The sequence below is a fragment of the Methanobrevibacter oralis genome (assembly GCF_001639275.1).
In the GTDB taxonomy this organism is placed as follows: Archaea; Methanobacteriota; Methanobacteria; order Methanobacteriales; family Methanobacteriaceae; genus Methanocatella; species Methanocatella oralis.
The window spans coordinates 1-19,988 of sequence record NZ_LWMU01000061.1; the positions used below are offsets into that span (position 1 = coordinate 1).

General features: G+C 29.1%; 14 protein-coding genes. 2 read left to right on the forward strand and 12 right to left on the reverse strand.

All coding sequences use genetic code 11. The annotated features are described in order from the left end of the window. Positions 1-447 precede the first annotated feature (447 nt). The 7 genes from MBORA_RS05020 to MBORA_RS05050 form a co-directional block, all read right to left on the reverse strand. Positions 448-1,302, reverse strand: a complete 855-nt coding sequence (locus tag MBORA_RS05020) for a tetratricopeptide repeat protein (protein WP_063720325.1) — start codon at positions 1,300-1,302, stop codon at positions 448-450. Positions 1,303-1,355: 53 nt separating this feature from the next. Then, positions 1,356-3,011: a coenzyme-B sulfoethylthiotransferase subunit alpha gene (gene mcrA / locus MBORA_RS05025; protein ID WP_042694806.1), complete on the reverse strand. Its 1,656-nt coding sequence runs from the start codon at positions 3,009-3,011 to the stop codon at positions 1,356-1,358. Then, positions 3,004-3,807: a coenzyme-B sulfoethylthiotransferase subunit gamma gene (gene mcrG, locus MBORA_RS05030; RefSeq protein ID WP_042694805.1), complete on the reverse strand. Its 804-nt coding sequence runs from the start codon at positions 3,805-3,807 to the stop codon at positions 3,004-3,006. The genes mcrA and mcrG overlap by 8 nt, the downstream gene beginning before the upstream one ends. A gap of 17 nt (positions 3,808-3,824) precedes the next feature. Continuing rightward, positions 3,825-4,319: a methyl-coenzyme M reductase operon protein D gene (gene mcrD, locus MBORA_RS05035; RefSeq protein WP_042694804.1), complete on the reverse strand. Its 495-nt coding sequence runs from the start codon at positions 4,317-4,319 to the stop codon at positions 3,825-3,827. A gap of 9 nt (positions 4,320-4,328) precedes the next feature. Then, a complete protein-coding gene (mcrB, locus tag MBORA_RS05040; protein ID WP_042694802.1) occupies positions 4,329-5,660 on the reverse strand; it encodes a coenzyme-B sulfoethylthiotransferase subunit beta in 1,332 nt (443 codons plus the stop codon). Positions 5,661-6,800: 1,140 nt separating this feature from the next. Beyond that, positions 6,801-7,382 (reverse strand): pyridoxal 5'-phosphate synthase glutaminase subunit PdxT, encoded by a 582-nt coding sequence (gene pdxT / locus MBORA_RS05045; protein ID WP_063720326.1) that lies wholly within the window; start codon positions 7,380-7,382, stop codon positions 6,801-6,803. An 89-nt stretch (positions 7,383-7,471) separates the two neighbouring features. Continuing rightward, positions 7,472-7,939 (reverse strand): HEAT repeat domain-containing protein, encoded by a 468-nt coding sequence (locus MBORA_RS05050; protein WP_042694800.1) that lies wholly within the window; start codon positions 7,937-7,939, stop codon positions 7,472-7,474. A 126-nt stretch (positions 7,940-8,065) separates the two neighbouring features. On the opposite strand from MBORA_RS05050, the gene aksF reads away from it, so the two are divergent. Further along, a complete protein-coding gene (gene aksF / locus MBORA_RS05055; RefSeq protein ID WP_042694799.1) occupies positions 8,066-9,043 on the forward strand; it encodes a homoisocitrate dehydrogenase in 978 nt (325 codons plus the stop codon). After that, a complete protein-coding gene (locus MBORA_RS05060; protein ID WP_042694797.1) occupies positions 9,044-10,513 on the forward strand; it encodes a class I adenylate-forming enzyme family protein in 1,470 nt (489 codons plus the stop codon). Positions 10,514-10,526: 13 nt separating this feature from the next. Here the strand turns inward: MBORA_RS05060 and MBORA_RS05065 are convergent, their stop codons facing one another. From MBORA_RS05065 to MBORA_RS05080, 5 genes are all read right to left on the reverse strand, one after another. Beyond that, on the reverse strand, positions 10,527-11,123 hold the full coding sequence (locus MBORA_RS05065; RefSeq protein ID WP_081738423.1) for a nitroreductase family protein: 597 nt from the start codon (positions 11,121-11,123) through the stop codon (positions 10,527-10,529). Continuing rightward, positions 11,120-11,248, reverse strand: coding sequence for a hypothetical protein (locus MBORA_RS11325; protein WP_261795656.1), 129 nt, complete (start codon positions 11,246-11,248; stop codon positions 11,120-11,122). The genes MBORA_RS05065 and MBORA_RS11325 overlap by 4 nt, the downstream gene beginning before the upstream one ends. Positions 11,249-11,444: 196 nt before the next feature. Further along, on the reverse strand, positions 11,445-13,118 hold the full coding sequence (locus tag MBORA_RS05070) for a hypothetical protein (RefSeq protein WP_052331867.1): 1,674 nt from the start codon (positions 13,116-13,118) through the stop codon (positions 11,445-11,447). 1,081 nt (positions 13,119-14,199) lie between these two features. Then, positions 14,200-15,807: a right-handed parallel beta-helix repeat-containing protein gene (locus MBORA_RS05075; RefSeq protein ID WP_063720327.1), complete on the reverse strand. Its 1,608-nt coding sequence runs from the start codon at positions 15,805-15,807 to the stop codon at positions 14,200-14,202. Positions 15,808-15,822: 15 nt separating this feature from the next. Then, positions 15,823-18,945, reverse strand: a complete 3,123-nt coding sequence (locus MBORA_RS05080) for a lectin like domain-containing protein (RefSeq protein ID WP_042694792.1) — start codon at positions 18,943-18,945, stop codon at positions 15,823-15,825. Between the last annotated feature and the right edge of the window lie 1,043 nt (positions 18,946-19,988).

The following is a 19,988-nucleotide window of genomic DNA, read 5'->3' on the forward strand; positions in this document are numbered from 1 at the left end:
TATGAAAATTTAAATGAATTAATAGAAATATTTAAACGAGAATACTACAAAATAGTTGATTTAACATCATTCTACAAAAACTGGGTCAAAGAATATCTAGGTATAAATATTTAGTAATACACTATAATAAAAAATAACGAATTATTAAAGTTACTAAATAGCATATCTGAATTTGAAAAAAATATCTTTAAAATTAAAACAATCACCAAACAAAATAAAATGGATGTTTTAATTGAATTAAAATTAAGTTCTAAAAGAGTTTCATTATTTGAAAATAAAATGAATGAACATGGATTTGAAGTTAATAAAAAATAACAATATCCTCACCAATTAGAAGATTTTATTGAAAATAAATTACAAAACAATAATTCGCAAGCATTGAAAACAAATAATACTCATTAATTCCGATTAAGTTGACAATGATAAAAAAAGTTAATTTATCATTATTCATATCTTCCAATTCATTTTAATACAGTAATTTCTAAATCTAATAGCTTCTGAAATATCTTGAAATCTTGCATAAATTTCATTTTGGTTTATAACTAAGTATTCATCGCCTACTTGGTAAACGTGCTCATCTATTTTTTCATTATTTTCCTGAATCATTTGCCAGTTGTGATTGATTAGGTATGTTCTTTGGGCAGCAGCTTCCTCTTTTGTATCGTAGGTTCCAAAATATTCGAGTTCATTGTTTATTACCTTCGATAAGACGTATTTATCCTTGTATTTTCTAATATAAAAGATTCTATCATGACTGGCCAGGCTGTGGTCTGTCAAATAATCATCAGGTATTTTTTCAATATCCCATTTGTTTTCCATTAATAAATTTCTAAGTGTGATTGCATTTTCAAGTAATATAAATGATCCAAATTCCTCTGTGTCTTTTTTAACTATGTAATATTTATCTTTAAATATGATGTATTTTTCATTTAATTTTTGGTTTTGGACTATTTCGTTTACATTATTAAAAAATTTCTTATCTTCTAATGATTTGTCTATTTCAATAGCTTTATTGTAATAAGTGAATGAATCTAAGTATTTTTCCAGATGAAATAAGGATTTTGATTTGAAAAGTAGTGTTTTTGATTGTTTTGGATTTATTTTTAAAGCTTTATTAAAATATTTTATTGCATTTTCATAGTCTTTATTTTCAAAAAATATCTGACCTTTCATACTTAAAGCTTCAATAGATTGTGAGTCCAGCTTTAATATTTTATCGTAATGAATTAAAGCTTTTTTATAGTTTTTTTGCTTAAAATATGTTTTTGCTTTTAATAATAGCTTTTTTGTATATTCATCCATGATGTCTATTATATATTTTTTAATTAAAAAATGTTGGGAGTTTTTAAGCTCCCTTAAACTGATGGTATGATGATGTCTCTTTCTCCAGATGGCATGAATTCTCTTAGAGCTCCTTTTGCTATTTCGCGTCTCGGGTGTTTAAAGTCAAAGGTTAGGTTGTCATCTGCAAATGCTATTTTAATTAGCGGGTTTGCACTGAACGCATCTCCTCTTGCCGCATGCGGTGCTTGAGCTATTCCTGCATATTCTGGTTGGTGTCCCACATTCATTGCATAGTTAGGATAGTTCGGTCCTCTTAGTTCATGTATTAAACCTTCATCACTCCTAATTGATAGTGAATTAGCTGCTCCACATTGGTCTTGCAAGTCATATCCATAAAATCCCAGTCTTGAATGTGCTTCTTTGTGTAAAATCATGCTTAAGTACCAACCGTTTACTCCTGCATTTGAGTTTCCTGTTGCAAATGCTGTTGAACATCCTGCTGCAGCAGATACTACTGATGCCCTTTGAGATCCTCCAAAGTGTGTTTCTAAAAGTGTTGGTAGTTCATATTGTTCAAGGCCGTATAGAGTTACTTCTGTTGATATGTCACGAACTACATCCATTGATTTTTCAGCTCCACATAGACCATAGTTTTTCTCAACATAGTCCATCCCATAATAGACAAAGTCGTCTAAAATGTCGTCCGTGTATGTTGCACTTGCATATTGGGTAAATCCCACTCCTCCTGACATGTAGGATCCTAACCATACTTGGTCGTAAACTGCAGCTGCAGCTGCAATTACTTCCAGGGTTGTTTCTGCTGGATCATCTGTTATTCTTGAGGTCTGAACCATGTCTGATAGTGCCCCAAAGGAAATTCCTCCAGGCTCATTAGGTCCTCTTGCACGTCTTGCAGGTAGGAATGATGCCATTCCAATTACGTCTGCATGTTTTGCTGCGTATGAAAAGTCCGCAATAGCTGCTTCGCCTGCACATAGTTTATATGCATTAATAAAACTCATTCCTATTTGCATTGCAGACCATCTTGATACTGTTCCTCCATCACATGATCTGACAACGAGTGTTGGTACTCTACTTACTTGGTATGTTTTGTTTCCAATGTAGCTTTTAAGCATTTCTGCTTGATCTTCGGGAAATTCTTTGTTAATATCTATTAAGACTCTTTTGTCTAGTTCGTCTGCTAAGTCATCGTTTCCAGTGAAGATTTTTGCATAGCAGTCTTGTGCTAGACCAGGATGTACTTCCACCATGTGTTCCTGAACTACTGCCCCACCTGGAAGTGCATGGTTAATGTTTTCCATGTATTCATTGATTGTCTCGGGAGTTACTTCCACACCCAATCTTTCTTGAAGCACCGAGTGTGCTGTATCCATTCCTACAATAATTGTTCTTTTTATGTCATCAACTAATTGTTGGATAGCCGCATTGTTACAAAAGTGCAGGTCATCTCCCTCTACATATGAGTCTGTTCCAGAGATTTTATATGCCATTAATTGCCTCTGGCCTAATGGCACTCCAATATCTGGATTATAAAACGGCATGTTCCGCTCTTTTGCTAGTTTTTCGGCTACATCATTAAATTCTCTTTTTCTTGGAGATTGTTTCCACCCATCAAAGCAGTAAAAACTTGTATGATCGCTTTTTTGGTCTTCGCCTTTGAATTTTTCTGTTAGTGCACTTAAGAATTTTTTATTATCGCTACTCATTTTTCTCACCTAGCTTCTTTTTTAGATCTTTGGAAAATACTCCTAATCCATATCCACCTTCTGTTCTAGATGTGTGGATAGTTTCAATTACTTCAAGTGCTTCCTTGTCTTGTCTTAATCCAACATTATCTTCTCTGTATATTGTTGTGATTTTTCTTAAGTAATCTTCATCAAGTGGAGCTCCAACATCGATTTTTTCATCAAGCGGCCTTCCTACTTGGTCTTTTACATAGTTAACATGCCCTGTTTTCTCATCATACATGTATCTTTGAAGCCCATCAAACATCAATCCGTTTTCATCAAGTCTTAAGGAGTGTCCGTGTACTGTTGCTCCCCTCATTCCTGATCTTGCTGGGTCAAAAATGTCCGTTTCTATTAATTCTTTTGAAATTTTTTCCAAATCTTGTTCTCTTATTTCTATTACTTGTCTTCCAGATAATGTTCCGGTATCTACTCCACGGTATCTCCACATGTAGGTTCTTGCCCGATCATACGGCTGGGCCGGAGCATTATACATTGAATCAGCAAATTGGATGTATCTAATACGTATTCCTTCTTTTGCGCCGGGTGATGCTTCTACAATGTGTTTTATTATATCCCCATCATCTGCCATTTCTGCTAATGGTGGATGTACTGTTTTATAGCTTTCACCGGGGTTTCTATGACCGAGTATTTTTACTATGCCCTCATCCGATACATCTCTAACTTTTTTAAACTTATGCTCTGGATTCATGTGTTTTCTTCTATTTTCAGCAATAATTGAATTACCTGGATAAAATTGTGCTTTATATGTCATTGATTCACCACATAAAATTATTTTATAACTTTTACGCTCTGAGAACTTATTGCTCGACAATCAACTAAACCAATGTAACGTTCGTCAATATAATTTTCAAATCCATTTCCATATTTTAAATAATCTGAGATTGTTGATTTAGTCCTTGTAAATACCCCAACAAGCAATGAGTAATCACATGGTGTGTTTTTATCTAAAATTGTACTTAACTGATCCATTAAATCGTTAAAATGAGAAATATCTACTGTCAATATGATATTTCCTACCATGATTCGTAAATCTAAACTCTCCCCACGAATGTTAATTGATTTGCGATCACTATGATTAACTTCATGTCCCTTTCCAGGACCATAAAACACTTTTTTAGGAAGCGACGGACCATGAACTAAAACTCTAATAAGTCCTTCTAATTCATAAATTTCATTAAGAATTTTTTCACAAGTGTCCGGTTTTAAATATCTGTCAGGGACAATTTTAATATCAATTACATTAATTTCTTTTGATTCGTCCATACAATCACCTTAAAGTGTATTTTTAAGTTCTCCTGCGACTTTAGCTACATTGACAATAGGATTTTTAAGATAATCAATTGTCCCATATACCACTCCAATAAGTGAAGATGTTCTCTCAACAGAAAACATTTGAGTACCTGCATCCAAGCACATTGCAACTGATGCACATGGAATTGCACACCCTTTAGAATGTCTTGTTACTACATGGTTTCCATGGAAAGTTCCAGGCCCTCCACCACCATAAATAGAATGTGAAAAGAAACTAAATCCCACTCCTACACCTTCAGTTCTACCATAATCTACACCAGGAAGACCAGTTTCATATTCCAACATGTCATTATAGTATAATACAGTAGATGCTACTGCTTGAGCCGCTCTTGCTGCACCCACATTTACAATTACAGCAGCAAGCAAACCCGCAGCAGCATAGGCATTCCATAAAGCCCAATCAACAGGCTCATAAATATCATAACCAGAAGGCATTCTTTTAGCAACTTTAATTACATTATCCTCAATTGCCCTTCCAACTAATGATTGAATTACAGTACCTACAGTACCTTTTGCATTTTCCCTGACAATATCCATAACTAAATTATTAGCGTTTAGTCCCTGATAAGCCAAAGTTAACAAATGCATCCTCTCAAAAGCACCAGATGCATCACCAGTTTCAAACATTGCAGTTTGTTCCATTATAGAAGACAATGCTGCAGCATTTAAAGTGTTTTTATTTGTAATAGCTACAACATGATTTGCCATAACATTTCTCAAACCATAACCTAATCCCTCTAAAAGTACAGGAGGTCCTAAAAGAGCGCTAATATTTGCTCCACCTAAATCAACAGTTTGAGGATATGCCCCCATTACTGCTGTTTTTATTGTAGATGCGTCAAAAATATTAATATCAAAACTATCAATAATAGATTGAATAACAGATGACCCTGCTAGTAAATTTGAAACTGTATAATCAGCAGCAACTTCTAATCTCTCATGAGGAAGCTGAACAAGTAATTGTTGGCCTCCATTTATAAGCTCAACATTTGTTTCATCATCTTCTTCAACTTGGATAATTCTTTTAATTTTCTCGGCAATTAACTCGGCATTTTCAACAATGGGCAAATCCAATTCCCTGCCTGGAATGTAAACAGATTTTCCACCCATTGCTCCGGTTCTTAAACCTTTTTCAATACCTGCCAAATTAACCGCACTTGATCTTTTAATATCAAAAATCATTCTACGAATTGCAGAATTCTTAAGCGGACTAATTGATTCAAGTGGTGCAGATTCTTCAATGAGTTTTCCATCTGGACCATATAAATCAAGAGTGTCGTCGTATATTTTCATCAATAACCTCCATAAAACGAAAAATATCAAAAAGAATAAGTTTTTTAATATTAATCTTAATAACAATTATTTCAGCGAAATAATCAATAACTATTACAAGTAATAAACATATAAAGTTTACTTTATTTAAAATTGAATAAAACTTTATAAAATTTGGTAAATCCTCATAAAAGCAATAATTTTAATTTAAAACAATTGTAAAAATCCTTAATTAGAAAAATACTCCCATATTTAAGATTAAAATAAAAAAATAATACTTTAAAAGAAAAATAAAAAAATCATGATAAAAATAAAAATAAAAATAAAGAAATATCCATAGAGCTACCATAGAAAAATCCTTCGAATAATGAGTAAAAATAAAAAATCCCAATTAATGATTAACATTACCTTAAATAAAGTCGTAATGATAAAACTGAAAAATGTAATACTTATTACATTTTAAATAATATGAAATTAATAATTTTAATTAAAAGAGTAATACTAGAATAAAAATTTTAAAAATAACCTAGATAACATGATTTTACTAGATAAATAATTAATTATGCAATTAATTCCCTTGTCCAAAACAAGGTTGAAGCTTGTATTTTTTTCTTGAGTGAGTAAACGAAAAAGCCATTTTTATATAAAAAAAGAAAAAAAATGAAAAATTATAGTAAATAAAGCAGAAAAAATGGCAAAGTTTGATGACGTGCTAATTTACTATAATTTTTTGTTGCAGATCGCCAGATATAACAATCAATACTATTTACTAGTAATAATTATATAAATATTACTTAATTCAATTATTAGTAATGACAGTTTAAATTAAAAAACAATAGAAAATTGGAGTTAATTTAAAAAGTTAAATAAAAATAATTCAAATTAAACTTTAAATCAAAAAATACTCCAAAATAAGGTACAAATTATTACTTTTAATTAATTTTTAAAATATTTTAAAAGGTGTTAGGTAAGGTAAAATAGCTAAGCCATTAACAACTTTACAATTAATGCTGTTAAACTTCCTTAATCGAAAAAATATACTGAATATTAGCTAATTTTAATTAGATAACTATTTTGACACATCAGTTAAAAAAAGTATTAATTAATACTATATTACTTAATAATTTATTATTAAAAAGATGACTTAAAGTTAATAAGTCTTTAGCTAGAATTTAACACTTCACGAATGAAATATTCATGAATACTAGTATCTTCCGTTAGTTCAGGATGAAACGATAATGCAATGTTAGATCCTTGCTGAATAGCTATTATTTTACCTTCAAATCTTGATAAAACTTTTATGTCATCCTTACTTTTATCATAGCCCTCAAGCGATGGAGCTCTTATGAATACTCCAGGATACTCGCTTCCAAAAATTTGGATGCTAGTTTCAAATGAATCCTTTTGTCTTCCATAGCTGTTTCTCTTTACGGATATATCCATAATCCCAAGCAACGGTTGGTCAAAGTCTGTTTTTTTACCTAAAAGCACCATACCAGCACAAGTTCCAAATACTGGAATGTTTTTTTCTTTTATTACTTTATCAATTCCTCTTACTGCTATTAGTTTTCCAATTACAGTACTCTCTCCACCAGAGATGATTAAAGCATTGCATTTTGCAACATCTTCTGCATATCTTACCGTTTTTACATCAGCATCGATACCCATGTTTTTTATTGCCTTTTTCGTGATGTTATAATGCTCACTTACAGCCCCTTGTAAATTCAAAATCCCGATGTTCATCTAATCACTGTCCCCTTATAGAATTTTTATTAGAGGATATATAAATTTAATGGAAAACTGCCTTAAAAAAAAGAAAAAAGTTGAAGGAGTTAGTCTCTATTAATAGTATTAATAGCGCTTTCGGCACCAGATTTTACATAACCGCTTTCATCGCTTAAGAGTTTTTCTAAATGTTTCAATGCTCTTTTATCACCAAGATTACCCAATGCCCAAGCGGCTGCTCCCCTCACTCTCCAGTCTTCATCATCTAAAGTTTCGATTAGTGGTAAAACAGCAGGTTCTCCCATGCGGCTTAAAGCTGTTGATGCTTCCCTTCTAACTAATTTATTATTGTCTTTTAATCTTTCAATTAAAGCAGGAATAGATTTAGGATTAGCAAATCCCCCTAAAAGAGTAGCTGCATTTAATCTAATACCTTTTTTCCTATGAGATAATGCTTCAATTAATGGATCTAATGATTCATCTTTTCTTATTTCCAATTCGCCCATGGCTTCTTCAACAACAAAATCATCTTTGTCGTTTAAAAGCCTAATTAATTCATCGATACTTCTATTCATTTCAATCCCCTCAAAAAGATTTTAAAAAAACACTTAATATTTTTTTATAATGAGTGCATATATATTATATTCGTGAATGTATAAATATATTTCTAATATATACGAACAAAATTTATAAGTGAAATAATGTATGATATTGCGATAATAAGTGGAGACGGAATAGGAAAGGAAGTAATGGCATCGGCTGAATATTTAATCGATAAATTAGACTTAAATTTTAGTTTAAGATATGGTGAAGCTGGTTTTGAATGTTTTAAAAAAACTGGTACAACATTGCCTGAAGAAACAATAAAAATAGCTAAAAAAAGTGATGCAACACTATTTGGAGCATCTACATCAACACCTGGAAAATCAAGTCCAATAATTAATTTAAGAAAAGAACTTCATACATATGCTAATTTAAGACCAATAAAGTCTTACAAAGGAGTTAAATGTATACGAGATGACATTGACTTTTTAATAGTACGTGAAAACACCGAAGGAATTTATTGTCAGGTTGAATATGGTGATGATAATAAAATGATTGCCGAGAGGCACATTACCTTTAAAGCTAGTGAAAAGATCGCTGAAATGGCCTTTAAAAAAGCAAGAAGCAAAGTGACATGTGTTCATAAAAGTAATGTTTTAAAAAAGACCGATGGTGTTTTTAAAGAATCATTTTATAAAATAGCTAAAAGTTATCCTCAGATTATCACGGAAGATTATTATGTAGATGCAACAGCAATGTATCTTGTAACCAAGCCACAAAATTTTGATGTAATACTATCTACAAACTTATTTGGAGATATATTGTCTGATGAAGGAGCCGGCCTTGTTGGAGGTCTTGGTCTTGCACCTTCAGGAAATATTGGAGATAAAAATGCATTATTTGAACCTGTACATGGTTCTGCACCAGATATAGCTGGAAAAAATATAGCTAACCCATCCTCAATGATTTTATCACTTGCTATGATGCTAGAATATTTAGGTGAAATTGAAAGTGCAAATGATATTAACAAAGCTGTTGAAAAAGTTATAGCTAGCGGAAAAACAATGACTCCTGATTTGGGAGGGAATTCAACAACAAAAGAATTAACAAAAGCTATTTTAAATGAGTTGATTTAAATGCTTAATATTACAACATTTCTTGATGCTAATGCTACACGTTTAGATAAAAAAGTACTTTATAATCCAAGAACAAATGAAAAATACTCATCACAAGAGATTTTAAGAATAGTTTCCAAGATTGGATGTGATTTAAAAGATTTAAATCTTCAAAAAGGAGACAGGGTTTTAATTTATCTAAATAATTCAACAGAATATTTATTTTCGCTTTTTGCAATATGGAGAATAGGCTGTGTGGCAATTCCAACAAATAGGATTTTTACCCCATCCGAACTCCAATATATTATTGATGATTCAAAGGCTAAATTAATAATTACTGATGATGATGCCAAAGACTTAGTTAATCTCAAAAGTTACATTCCAAAAAATGTTGAACGATTCAAAACATCTGAAATATTGCCTGCAGCTACTACCAATTGGGATGATTTATGTCAACTTCAATATACATCCGGAACAACAGGAAAACCTAAAGGAGCAATGTTAACACATGGAAACTACTTTACAGCAATTCATAATGAATGTGATGTTTTAAGATTAAACCAAGACGATGTTTTTTTAGGAATCTATCCAATGGCTCATGTAGGTCTTTCCTGGGCAATAGCTGCACTTAGAGCCGCTGCATTTTACATATTGATTGAGGAATTTAACTTAGACGAATGTTTAAAATTATGCAAAAAAGAAGAAGTGAGTGTTTTAACTGGAATGCCTCCTGTAATTCATTCTTTAACAAGTATTGATGCAAGAGATAATTTAAAAAGTGTTAAAGAGATCATTAGCGGAGGAGGACCCCTCCATAAAAAAATATGGAAAGAATTCCATAGAACTTACAAAATACCTATTATAAACGCTTATGGACTTTCAGAAACTATTGTGATTGGAACCGGTACTGTTATACGACCTGAAGATTATAAAGAAGCCGATAGATTCGAAAGCGTAGGTCATCCAGTTTGTTTTTCAGAAGTAAAAATCGTGGATGAAAACGACCCCAACATTACATTAAAGCCGTATGAACAAGGCGAGATTGCACTTAGAGGTCCTGCTGTAGCTAAAGGGTATTGGGGAAACGATGATGCAACAAAAGAATCCTTTTTAGAAGACGGTTGGTTTTTAACTGGAGATGTAGGTTATCTTGATGATGATAACCGTTTATTCATCACTGACCGTAAAAAAGACATGATTGTAATGAGTGGTTGGAAAATTTACCCGACTGAGGTCGAAGAAGTTTTAATTAAATATCCTAAAGTTCAGGAAATAGCTATTTTCAGTATTAATGATTGTCACAGGGGAGAAATTCCAGTAGCTGCTGTTGTCTGGAAAGGTGAAGCTGATAGTGATGGTTTAATTAGCTATGCTCGTGAAAATTTATCTAGGTATAAAGTTCCAAGAAAAATTTTTGACCTTGATGAGCTTCCAAAGGTAAATGGTTGGAAGTTGCTTAGAAGAAAATTAAGAGAAATGTATAAGGACTAATCGTCCATACACTTTAAATTTTAATACTTCCAAGATACCTATAACCATCCAACCCATTATTTTTAAGTATTTCAAATGAAAATGATTCTCTGTTAGCTATATACATGTGAGCTAAACATATTCCCATGTCGATTTTGTTTAATGGTTCTAAGAATTTTTTCTTTAAAAAATTTGGATTTTTCCTATAAACATTTAAATAATCCTCATCATGCGTAAAATACCACGGTTGACTGTTTATAGATGATGGTGCCAGTTGTGCTGGCTTTAATTTCTCATCTTTAAAGTCTGAAATTTCTGCTAATTTTTTCCTATCAGCCTTACTAGATTGCCTGTATAGTTCTCCATCTGCTTTTCCAATAGCTATTAAGATCACAAATTTAAGTGACGAGTCAATATCCACCATGTTTTTATCGCGAATACTTGCCATTTTTATCCAACATGATGCTATACCTATACTTTGCATGAATAAACATATCTGTTGGAAAACAAATCCTATATTTTCTAAATAGTTATCTTTTTGCTCTGAGTAAAGTGCAATAAAATGAGGTGCTCCCCACTTATGCATTGTTTTAATGTTATCTGCATTTAATATTTTATAATCAATTTTTATATCCTCAAATAGGGAGGTGTATTTTTGTAAAAATCATCTATTTTATCAAAAACCTCATCACTTAAAGATTCACTTTTAAACTTTCTACAAGATTGCCTTTTATAAATCATTTCTTCTAAATTCATAGCCATCACAACTTAGTTAAATTCATTCAATATTTAGGATTTGTTTTTAACTATAAATATGCCTATTTATATTGCGAGTGTCCACCAAAATTAATTTTCTGTAAAATAAATTTTTTACTAAAATGAGGATTTTTTAATCTTTTTCAAGCAAAGATAAACTTTTTGGCGAACATCCTTGTATTAAAAAAAAGAATAATTATAATTTTTTAAAATTGATAAACTTCGTTAACCCATATCTAAATAAAACTATTCCTTTTGCACCTCCATTCATTCCTGATTTTGCATCTTTAAAAAGTGTTTGGTAAGAAAGTTTTTTTGGATTAGAATCAGACTTATAAGTCTGTAAACCTGCCCAAATTTGAGCCCCATTTGATTGTTTTACAAATGTTGATGTAACACTTTTAATCCATTTCATATTTTGACGATAGTTTCCTTTATAAGACATGGGGACTACAACATCCAAATATTTACTTAATTGTGGAATATCTTGCCCATAATATTTAATCATTGCTCCAGGTTCTGGCATGACCGCAGCCGACATTATTGCATTTGGTTTTACCTTGTGAACTTCAATACCACATTTTTTAGTAAAATAAGTAATGGAGCTTACTGAATTACTATATTTATAAGCACCGCCAGGATATCTTAAATAATCAAAATGAACTCCAGCTACTCCCTTAACACGAGCATAATATTTAGCTTCTTTAATTTTCTTATTAAAAAAAGAATATTTGTATTTGCCATTGGCATCAACTGTACGAACCCATTTTCCACCATTGTAAAATACCTGCATCCATATATGTACTTTAATTCCTTTTTTATTAGCTTGTTTAATCCAAGATACAACAGAAGATTTTCCATATATTGAAAATGCATTAGCTAGTAAGAAAATGTGTTTAGTTCCAAGTTTAGCTAATTTAGATAGCTTCACCCGTTTCATATGTTTCCCATTTACCCAATAGGAATATCCTTTTGCCATTGGTGATTTAACTTTTATTTTATAGGATCCTTGCGATGAAAAATAAGGAATATCCCCTTCAAATAAAAATTTAATAACATAACTTCCTTTCTTAAGATTTATTTTAATCGTTGCATAACCTTTAGAGTCGGTTTTTGCAGTGTAGGTTTTTCCATTAACTTTAAAAACAACAGTTTTATTTTTAAGTGCTTTATTATTTCCATCAACAAGTTTAACAATAAAAGCTGACTTTAAACCTTGTCTGTAATTTATATTACTATCAGCAATTTTAATATTTGTTTTTAAAGATGGAATAACTGTAAAATTTAAAAAGCCAGTTAAATTTTGAATATTTAAACCACCCATAAGAGAATATTTGATAGTGTGTTTGCCTAACTCATCTGGAAGATTTAAAATAATCTCACCATTATAATTGGTAGTTTTTGTATAAATTAAATCGTCAATAGTGATATTAACCTCCCTACCAGTTAATTTGACACCTTCTGCCTCAAACACTACTTTAAAAGTAGATTCAAATCCCTTATACACTACTAAGTTAGAACTAATCTCTTTTGATACCCCATTTGTTATTAATGAAGCTTTAGAAGATGGAAAAATATTTTTATTAAATATTTCCCCATCACCAATCAAATTAACATGATTAGATTCATTTATATCCGTTTTATTAAAAATAGTATAATCCGAATTATTATTTAAAAATTCAGACTCATTCTCATGCATTAGGTTATTTTCAATTTCTAAGTTTAAATTATCCTCTTCAATAGATAAATCCTCATAACTTGTGTTTAATGAGGAATTCGTATCTTCAATTGCAGATGCCATAGAAACTGATAGAAATAACATAAAAAGCATTGCAAGTAGTACAATAACTTTTTTGAAAACCAATTTCATACTATCACCTCTGAAAAACATGTTTTCAGTAAAAATAATATAAATTTACTAATACATATAATTTATCTTTTTAAAACTGAAGGCTCTTTCAAAAATTTGTGTGATTTTTTTGTTTTTTGTTATTTATGTTCCAATAATTTAGTTTTAGCATGAATCTTTTTAAAAGTTCTTGTTTTATTTTCATTGTCTTTTTTATGTGTTTTGGGAATGCTTTTTGAAATATATTTTCAATTTTGTTATTTGTCGATGCAATATTGTTATTTTCAAGGCGTGTTGTTAATTTTTCAAAATGGGAAATGATGAATTTCCAAATTTAACTAAAAGAAGTGTATTTAATTTAGCATCAAATAATGATAAAATTTTCTATTACAATTGGTTGTGATATTTCAACATTATGTTGTTTTTTAAGTAATAAGAGATTTCTATGAAGTCCTGCATCATAAACTGATATAAATCATCAATACAATCAGCAGCGAATGTAATATTTGAATTGTTAGAAACAGGTGAATATAAATCAGTGTAAAAAAAATTTTACCACATTTTTTAAGTTTTCATCAATTCTTAAAAATATAAGTTTACGTTTCGTAAAATTCCATTTTTAATATTGTTTGGTGATTTACAAGAAGGACAACTTAGCAATTTTATTCTCAAAATGAATTTTGCCCCTCTTTTCTAATATAATTAGAACTATCATTAATAGATTCACATTCAAACGAGAAAGACCTTCAAATTCACGGAATTCAGAAAATTCAAGTACCAAATCAAAAAGTTTAAGTCATATAGACTTCATATTATTACATAGAAATTCTATATATTAGTTTAAGCTGATATAAACAATTTACTACTTTTAAATTAAAAATAAATAATAAATAGTAGAGAAATTTTTCATGCCACAAAAAATTCAAATCACACAAGTTTTTGAAAGAGATTTCATATTTTACCATTCATCAATGAAATAACCCCTCTTAATCAATACTATTATAATAACTAAATTAATAAACAAAGATAAGAATATCTATGTTTTAAAAAAATGCAGTTATAATAAATATTGTTAAAATAAGGATTATATAAGTTTTAATCCTTATTTTTTTATTTTAATTTTAGTGTTTTTGTTTATTGCGTAATTTTGGTTTGCTGATTTTATAACTACTTTATGTGTTCCGACTTTTAAACAACATGTGTGTAAGTGAGTTTGTCCCTTTTCATCTGTTATTAATGTGTATGTTTTGTATTTTTTTCCTGTGAAGCATTTTACTTTGATTTTAATAAAAGGTACTGCTTTTTTGGTTTTTTTGTTGATGATTTTGATGTTTAATTTTTTGTCTTTGTGGATTTTTGCTGTGATTTTATTTGTTTTTACAATTGTGGGGATTTTATTGATTTTAATATTAACCTTTTGGGTTGGTGATTTATAATTGTTTAAAATATTAATATAAGCTTTATAGTTTCCTGCTTTCCATTTTGATACATTAAATTTGGCTTTTCCATTTTTATTTGTAGTTGCATAGTATGTTTTACCATTGACTTTTAATGCTAATTTAACATTGCTAATGAAATAATAATTTTTTATATCCATAAGTTCAACGGTGAAATATTTTCCTGAATTATATATGGTTTTAAAATTATCAGCATGGATAAATGCTGGAACTTTATTAACTTTAATAATCGCATTAGCACTATACTTATAAAGTTTATCATGACTACTTAATTCAACCTTGTAAATACCATCATTTAAGTTATCAGGTAACTTTAAAACACCTAAACCCTTATCATCAATAGTTAGGTTAAATATTTTATCATAACCTTTTTTAAATATGTGTACTTTAACAATGTCTCCTTTAAATGGAATATCTCCTAAACTAAATTTAACAAGAAAATTACCTGCTGTTCCATAGTTGATGGAAAGATTATTAGCAGTTAAATGTCCTTTAGAGTTTACAACAACACAATAAAATCTAGCAGGTTTAGACGGATCATTATCATATAAATCTCCAATATAATCACCATGAACAACACCTTCTAAAAACTTATAATGAGAAGCAGCACCCATAATTCCATGATATCCTGTGTTATTGAAGAAAAATGTATCTCGAATAGTTCCGTTTGCCCCTTCCCAATAAATAGCACCACTTCCACCATAACTTACACTATAAAATTCATTATTATATATTGATGAAGCGATTATAGTTCCATTATTACCTTTCCAATATATAGCACCACCAGGACCACTTTCTAAAGGTTCCAAGATAGATAAATATCCCCCATTTACTTTCCCATTTATTATTCTTAAGTTTTTTAGTACTACATTGTCAGAAAGTATGTATAATGCTCTGTATTTTTTATTAGCGTCTAAAGTACTGTGCCCATTTTCACTTGTGATTGTTATGCTTTTATTAACAATTATTTGATGACCAGTACTTTTATAAGTTCCATTAAGGACAATGGTATCATTATCGTTTGCTATGTTAATTGTTTTTTGAATATCTTCAAAAGTGCTTCCATTAACATATCTAACTACTCCACCTGTTTTTTTTAAAGGAACATTATCTATATTAGATAAATAAGAAAGATTTGGAGCATCAGTATTGTCTTCTATTATTGTATCATTAATGTTCTCATTAGCTGATACTAATCCTATGCTGAATATTAAAATAATTAATAATAATGTTGATATTAATATTTTATTCATTATTATATCCTCCTTTTATTTTATTATTTTTATATTTCTGGTACATGATATTGTGTATTTGTTGTTTGCAGAACTTATAATAACTTTATGTGTTCCTACACTTAAAATTTTTGTATTTAAATAAATTGTACCTTTATCGTTTGTTGTTAATGTGTATGTTTTGTAGTTTTTTCCTGTGAAAACTTTAAGAAAAACCTTTATTCCCGTAATTGTTTTTCCTGTAACTTTATTTTTAATATTAGCAGTAAAATATTTGTTTGCTTTGTATTTATGAATTATATCTTTAGCATTTACTATAGTAGGTGCTTTATTTATTTTTATCGTACTTGTTTTTGAATCAGCTTGCAGGTATTGAGTTGGTTCTCCACTCTCTATGATTACTTTATGAGTTCCGATGGATAATTTAGAGCAATGATATTTAGCAATCCCTGCATTATTTGTGGTGAGTGAGATTGTTTTATATTTATTGTCTGTGTATACTTTAATTTTAAGCTTAACCCCAATCATTGGTTTGGAATCCTTAGTAACTTTGATTTGGAAATATTTACCACTATCATATGTTGTAGTTAACTTAGTAAGGGAAATATCAACCTTAGTAACTTTATTAATTTTAACATTTAACTTAGCAGAATGTGCACTTAAAGTATTAGTAGAAACAGTAGTTACAGTTACAGAATAAGTTCCTGGAGCATAAGGAACATTATAAGTAGCAATTCCATTAGAATTAGTTCTTAAACTAACCTTTTTATCATTAAATTTAACAGAAAGCATTACATTACCCATTGCTTTGTTAGTATGTGAATTAATAACTTTAACAGTTAATGTTTTAGCTTTGTAATACGAACCAGATTGAGATAATATCAGTTTAGGAACTATTTTATTTACTTTAACATATACAACTTTACTAGATTCATGAAAAACATCATCTCCATTAAAACTAATAAGTGTTCGATAAGATCCTGGATTAAGATTAATATTTAAAGAAACCTTACCCTTATTATCAGTAATTTTAGTATAAGATTTGCCATTAATATTAAAAATAATAATTTTATTTATTAAAGCATTACCATTTAAATCTGACAAATAAGCAACTAAAGAATTACTAGTAGTGTAAAACATATTCAAATTATTAGCAAGAACCCTAGTTTCAACATAAGCATCCCTACACTCAGTATAAGCATTAAGACAAATATTAGTATTAGACCAAATTTTAGTAGTATCCATCCATTGGATGATTCCATTAATATTAAGCAAAATGAAAGACTGATTAGCATTAGCGTATATTTTAGAAGAATTATTAACAGGGTATTCTAAAGGTATAATTTTATTTTCATTAAATCCATTATTAATTAAATGAACTTCTATTCTAAAAGTTTCACCTTTAGTTACATTAATTAAATTTGATAGTTTAATTGTATGATATCCCGCATAATTAATATTAGCAAAAGTAGTGTCCCCTACATGAATTCCATTAATTGATACGTCAATAACACAAATTGATGGTCCTCTAGTGTATAGTCCACATGCTTTTAAAGTTTCATTTTTCTCAGCAACCCACTGATTAGCAAAAGTAATTTTATTAGAAGAAAAACCTGCCCATGCAGTAATTCCTAAAGGATTATGATAGTAGTTATTTCCATAATTAGTTACATTTTCAACATTGGTAAAAGCAAAACCTACAAAATCAGAAATTTTACTGTAAGCTAGTGTTTTATCATAATATGAAACATACCAATATCCTCCTTCTTTAGAGTTATTTCCATAACTATTTTTAACAATGAATGCCCCATCACCCATTTCATTAAGAGATTTATTAAAATTAGATGCTGAGTAATTATCATCCCAACCAACAATAGTTATAGCATGCCACATAGCATATTTAACTTTCTCATAATCATGAAGACATATGTAATTTGATTTTTCTTTGTTTTCAAAAGATGTGTCCCAAAATAGAGAAGTTACTACGCTTCCATAATTATAAACTGCATTTTTAATTTCTAAAAGATCTAAGGCAAATGTTCGTGGATGTATTAGTTGTATTCCCTGTACATGTTTTAAAACATTTAATTTTTCAATTGAGTTATCTCCAGATCCATAAATATCATCCGATTCATTTACAGGTCCACTCCAACGAAGTAAATAAGCAAGAGCCATATAAAAATTTCCACCACCATTAACTCCTATATCTGTACCATTTCTTCCTTTAGAGCTCATGATGTTTTTTAGGTGGTTTTCTGATAAGTCCCATTTTGTTGAAAGGTTGTATGTTGTTTTTTCATATTTTAGTAAAAAGCTTTCTAAAGCACTTATAGATGCAAAAGCCCAACAATTACTCGTAGATCCATTTTGGTTCTGATTTTTAATAGGAGTAACATAACCTAATTCTCTTGAATCATATTTGCTTGGTAAATAAGAACCAGTGATAAAATCATTAATATTATCAAATTGTGGAATATTTAAATATTCAGAGGGGATTGTTATGTTTATTTTTAATAATGTTGAGTTGGATTTTAGCCAACTTAGGTATTCTTCATCTAAGTAATAATTATTTTCATGTGAATAAATAATATCTTGATAATAATCATTATCAATAAAACATCCCATTTTTTCACTTGTAGAAATAAAATATGTTTCGTTTGGTGAAATAGTAAAATTTCCACCATTATATAATTTGTCAATATAATTTCTTGTAGCATAAAGTAAATAACCATCTCCAACTACAGAATCACTGCGAAATTCAAAGCCATGTTCATTAATTAAATAATTAATAAAAGAATAATATTTATCAGAATTAGAATTTTTAATATCATTCATAATAATAGCAATATTTTCAGCAGTTAAATTAGAAAATTCCTCATAAGTATCATTAGATTCATTTAAATCTTCAACTGTTTCATTAGTTTCATCATCACTTTCATTTAAATCATCATCATTTCCATTAGTTTCATCATCATCTTCACCAACACCAATAACATCACCAGTACTCTGAACAGTTGAATCAATTGAAACAACCTGTTCTAATATATTATTCGCTGGATCGTTCTCTGTATTATTATCAGTTGCACACACCGAACTTAAACTTAAAAATAAAACTAAGAAAAGCACAAATACTATCAAAAAGTTCTTTTTAAATAACATAATTCATAACCACTTTTTTGAATATACTATTTTTTAATTAAAAATAGTAATAAATTTTTCAATATTTTTAATAAATATTGTACAATTAATGTGTATATAAATTAGACCTATTTAAATATTTCGGTACTTTCAAACGGTTCTTTCAAAAATTTGTTTGATTTTATTGTTTTTTATTATTTATGTATCCAATAATTTAGTTTTAGCATGAATTTTTTTAAAAGTTCTTGTTTTATTTTCATTATCTTTTTTATGTGTTTTGGAAACACTTTTTGTAATATATTTTCAATTTTGTTATTTGTCGATGAAATATTGCTATTTAAAGATGTGTTGTTAATTTTTTAAAGTAAGGAATGATGAATTTCCAAAGAATTCTAATAATAAACTGATTTTAAGAATATTTTTTATTAATTAACTCATCTCTTAGTTTTTAGTTACATTTAGGATTTTTGCATCTAATATTTTGAAAATATCTTGTTTTAAATTAATTAATTCATCAATTTCTTCATCATTTAAGTTATTTTTTATCAAAATAATCTTTAAATCTTTTATTTATGTTTTTTACATGAAATGTGCAGAAACCATGTTTTACTTTTAATTTATCAATATCTTCTAGATAAGTGTGTTTTAAAATCTGTTATAATTGAAAATTTGTCTTGATTTCTTAAAGATTCCTCTAAAAATCGTTAAAGAGTCTCTGAATTTTCTGATTCGACTAATTTAACTAAAAGAAGTGTATTTAATTTAACATCAAATAACACTAAAATATAGTTCCAAAAACCATAATTTTAACCCAAAAACTATCAAATAAGTAATATCCAGAATAAAACTATCTTTCATCACCAAATAATATAATCAAAGTTTAATAAAATGTTTCCTATTACATTGATTGTGATATTTCAAGATTATGTTGTTTTTTAAGTATAGTTTTAGACAAAAAATATTTATATTAAATGTGACTAAAATAGTAATATGAGTAGAAATGCTTATATTAATAAAGATATCCCACTTTCTAAAATTCATGAAGTTAAAGCTGATTTAAAGCA

Coding starts and splice junctions, on each gene's coding strand:
- MBORA_RS05020 (WP_063720325.1), bottom strand. CDS start 1,302: ATGGATGAATATACAAAAAAGCTATTATTAAAAGCAAAAACATATTTT.
- mcrA (WP_042694806.1), bottom strand. CDS start 3,011: ATGAGTAGCGATAATAAAAAATTCTTAAGTGCACTAACAGAAAAATTC.
- mcrG (WP_042694805.1), bottom strand. CDS start 3,807: ATGACATATAAAGCACAATTTTATCCAGGTAATTCAATTATTGCTGAA.
- mcrD (WP_042694804.1), bottom strand. CDS start 4,319: ATGGACGAATCAAAAGAAATTAATGTAATTGATATTAAAATTGTCCCT.
- mcrB (WP_042694802.1), bottom strand. CDS start 5,660: ATGAAAATATACGACGACACTCTTGATTTATATGGTCCAGATGGAAAA.
- pdxT (WP_063720326.1), bottom strand. CDS start 7,382: ATGAACATCGGGATTTTGAATTTACAAGGGGCTGTAAGTGAGCATTAT.
- MBORA_RS05050 (WP_042694800.1), bottom strand. CDS start 7,939: ATGAATAGAAGTATCGATGAATTAATTAGGCTTTTAAACGACAAAGAT.
- aksF (WP_042694799.1), top strand. CDS start 8,066: ATGTATGATATTGCGATAATAAGTGGAGACGGAATAGGAAAGGAAGTA.
- MBORA_RS05060 (WP_042694797.1), top strand. CDS start 9,044: ATGCTTAATATTACAACATTTCTTGATGCTAATGCTACACGTTTAGAT.
- MBORA_RS11325 (WP_261795656.1), bottom strand. CDS start 11,248: ATGAATTTAGAAGAAATGATTTATAAAAGGCAATCTTGTAGAAAGTTT.
- MBORA_RS05070 (WP_052331867.1), bottom strand. CDS start 13,118: ATGAAATTGGTTTTCAAAAAAGTTATTGTACTACTTGCAATGCTTTTT.
- MBORA_RS05075 (WP_063720327.1), bottom strand. CDS start 15,807: ATGAATAAAATATTAATATCAACATTATTATTAATTATTTTAATATTC.
- MBORA_RS05080 (WP_042694792.1), bottom strand. CDS start 18,945: ATGTTATTTAAAAAGAACTTTTTGATAGTATTTGTGCTTTTCTTAGTT.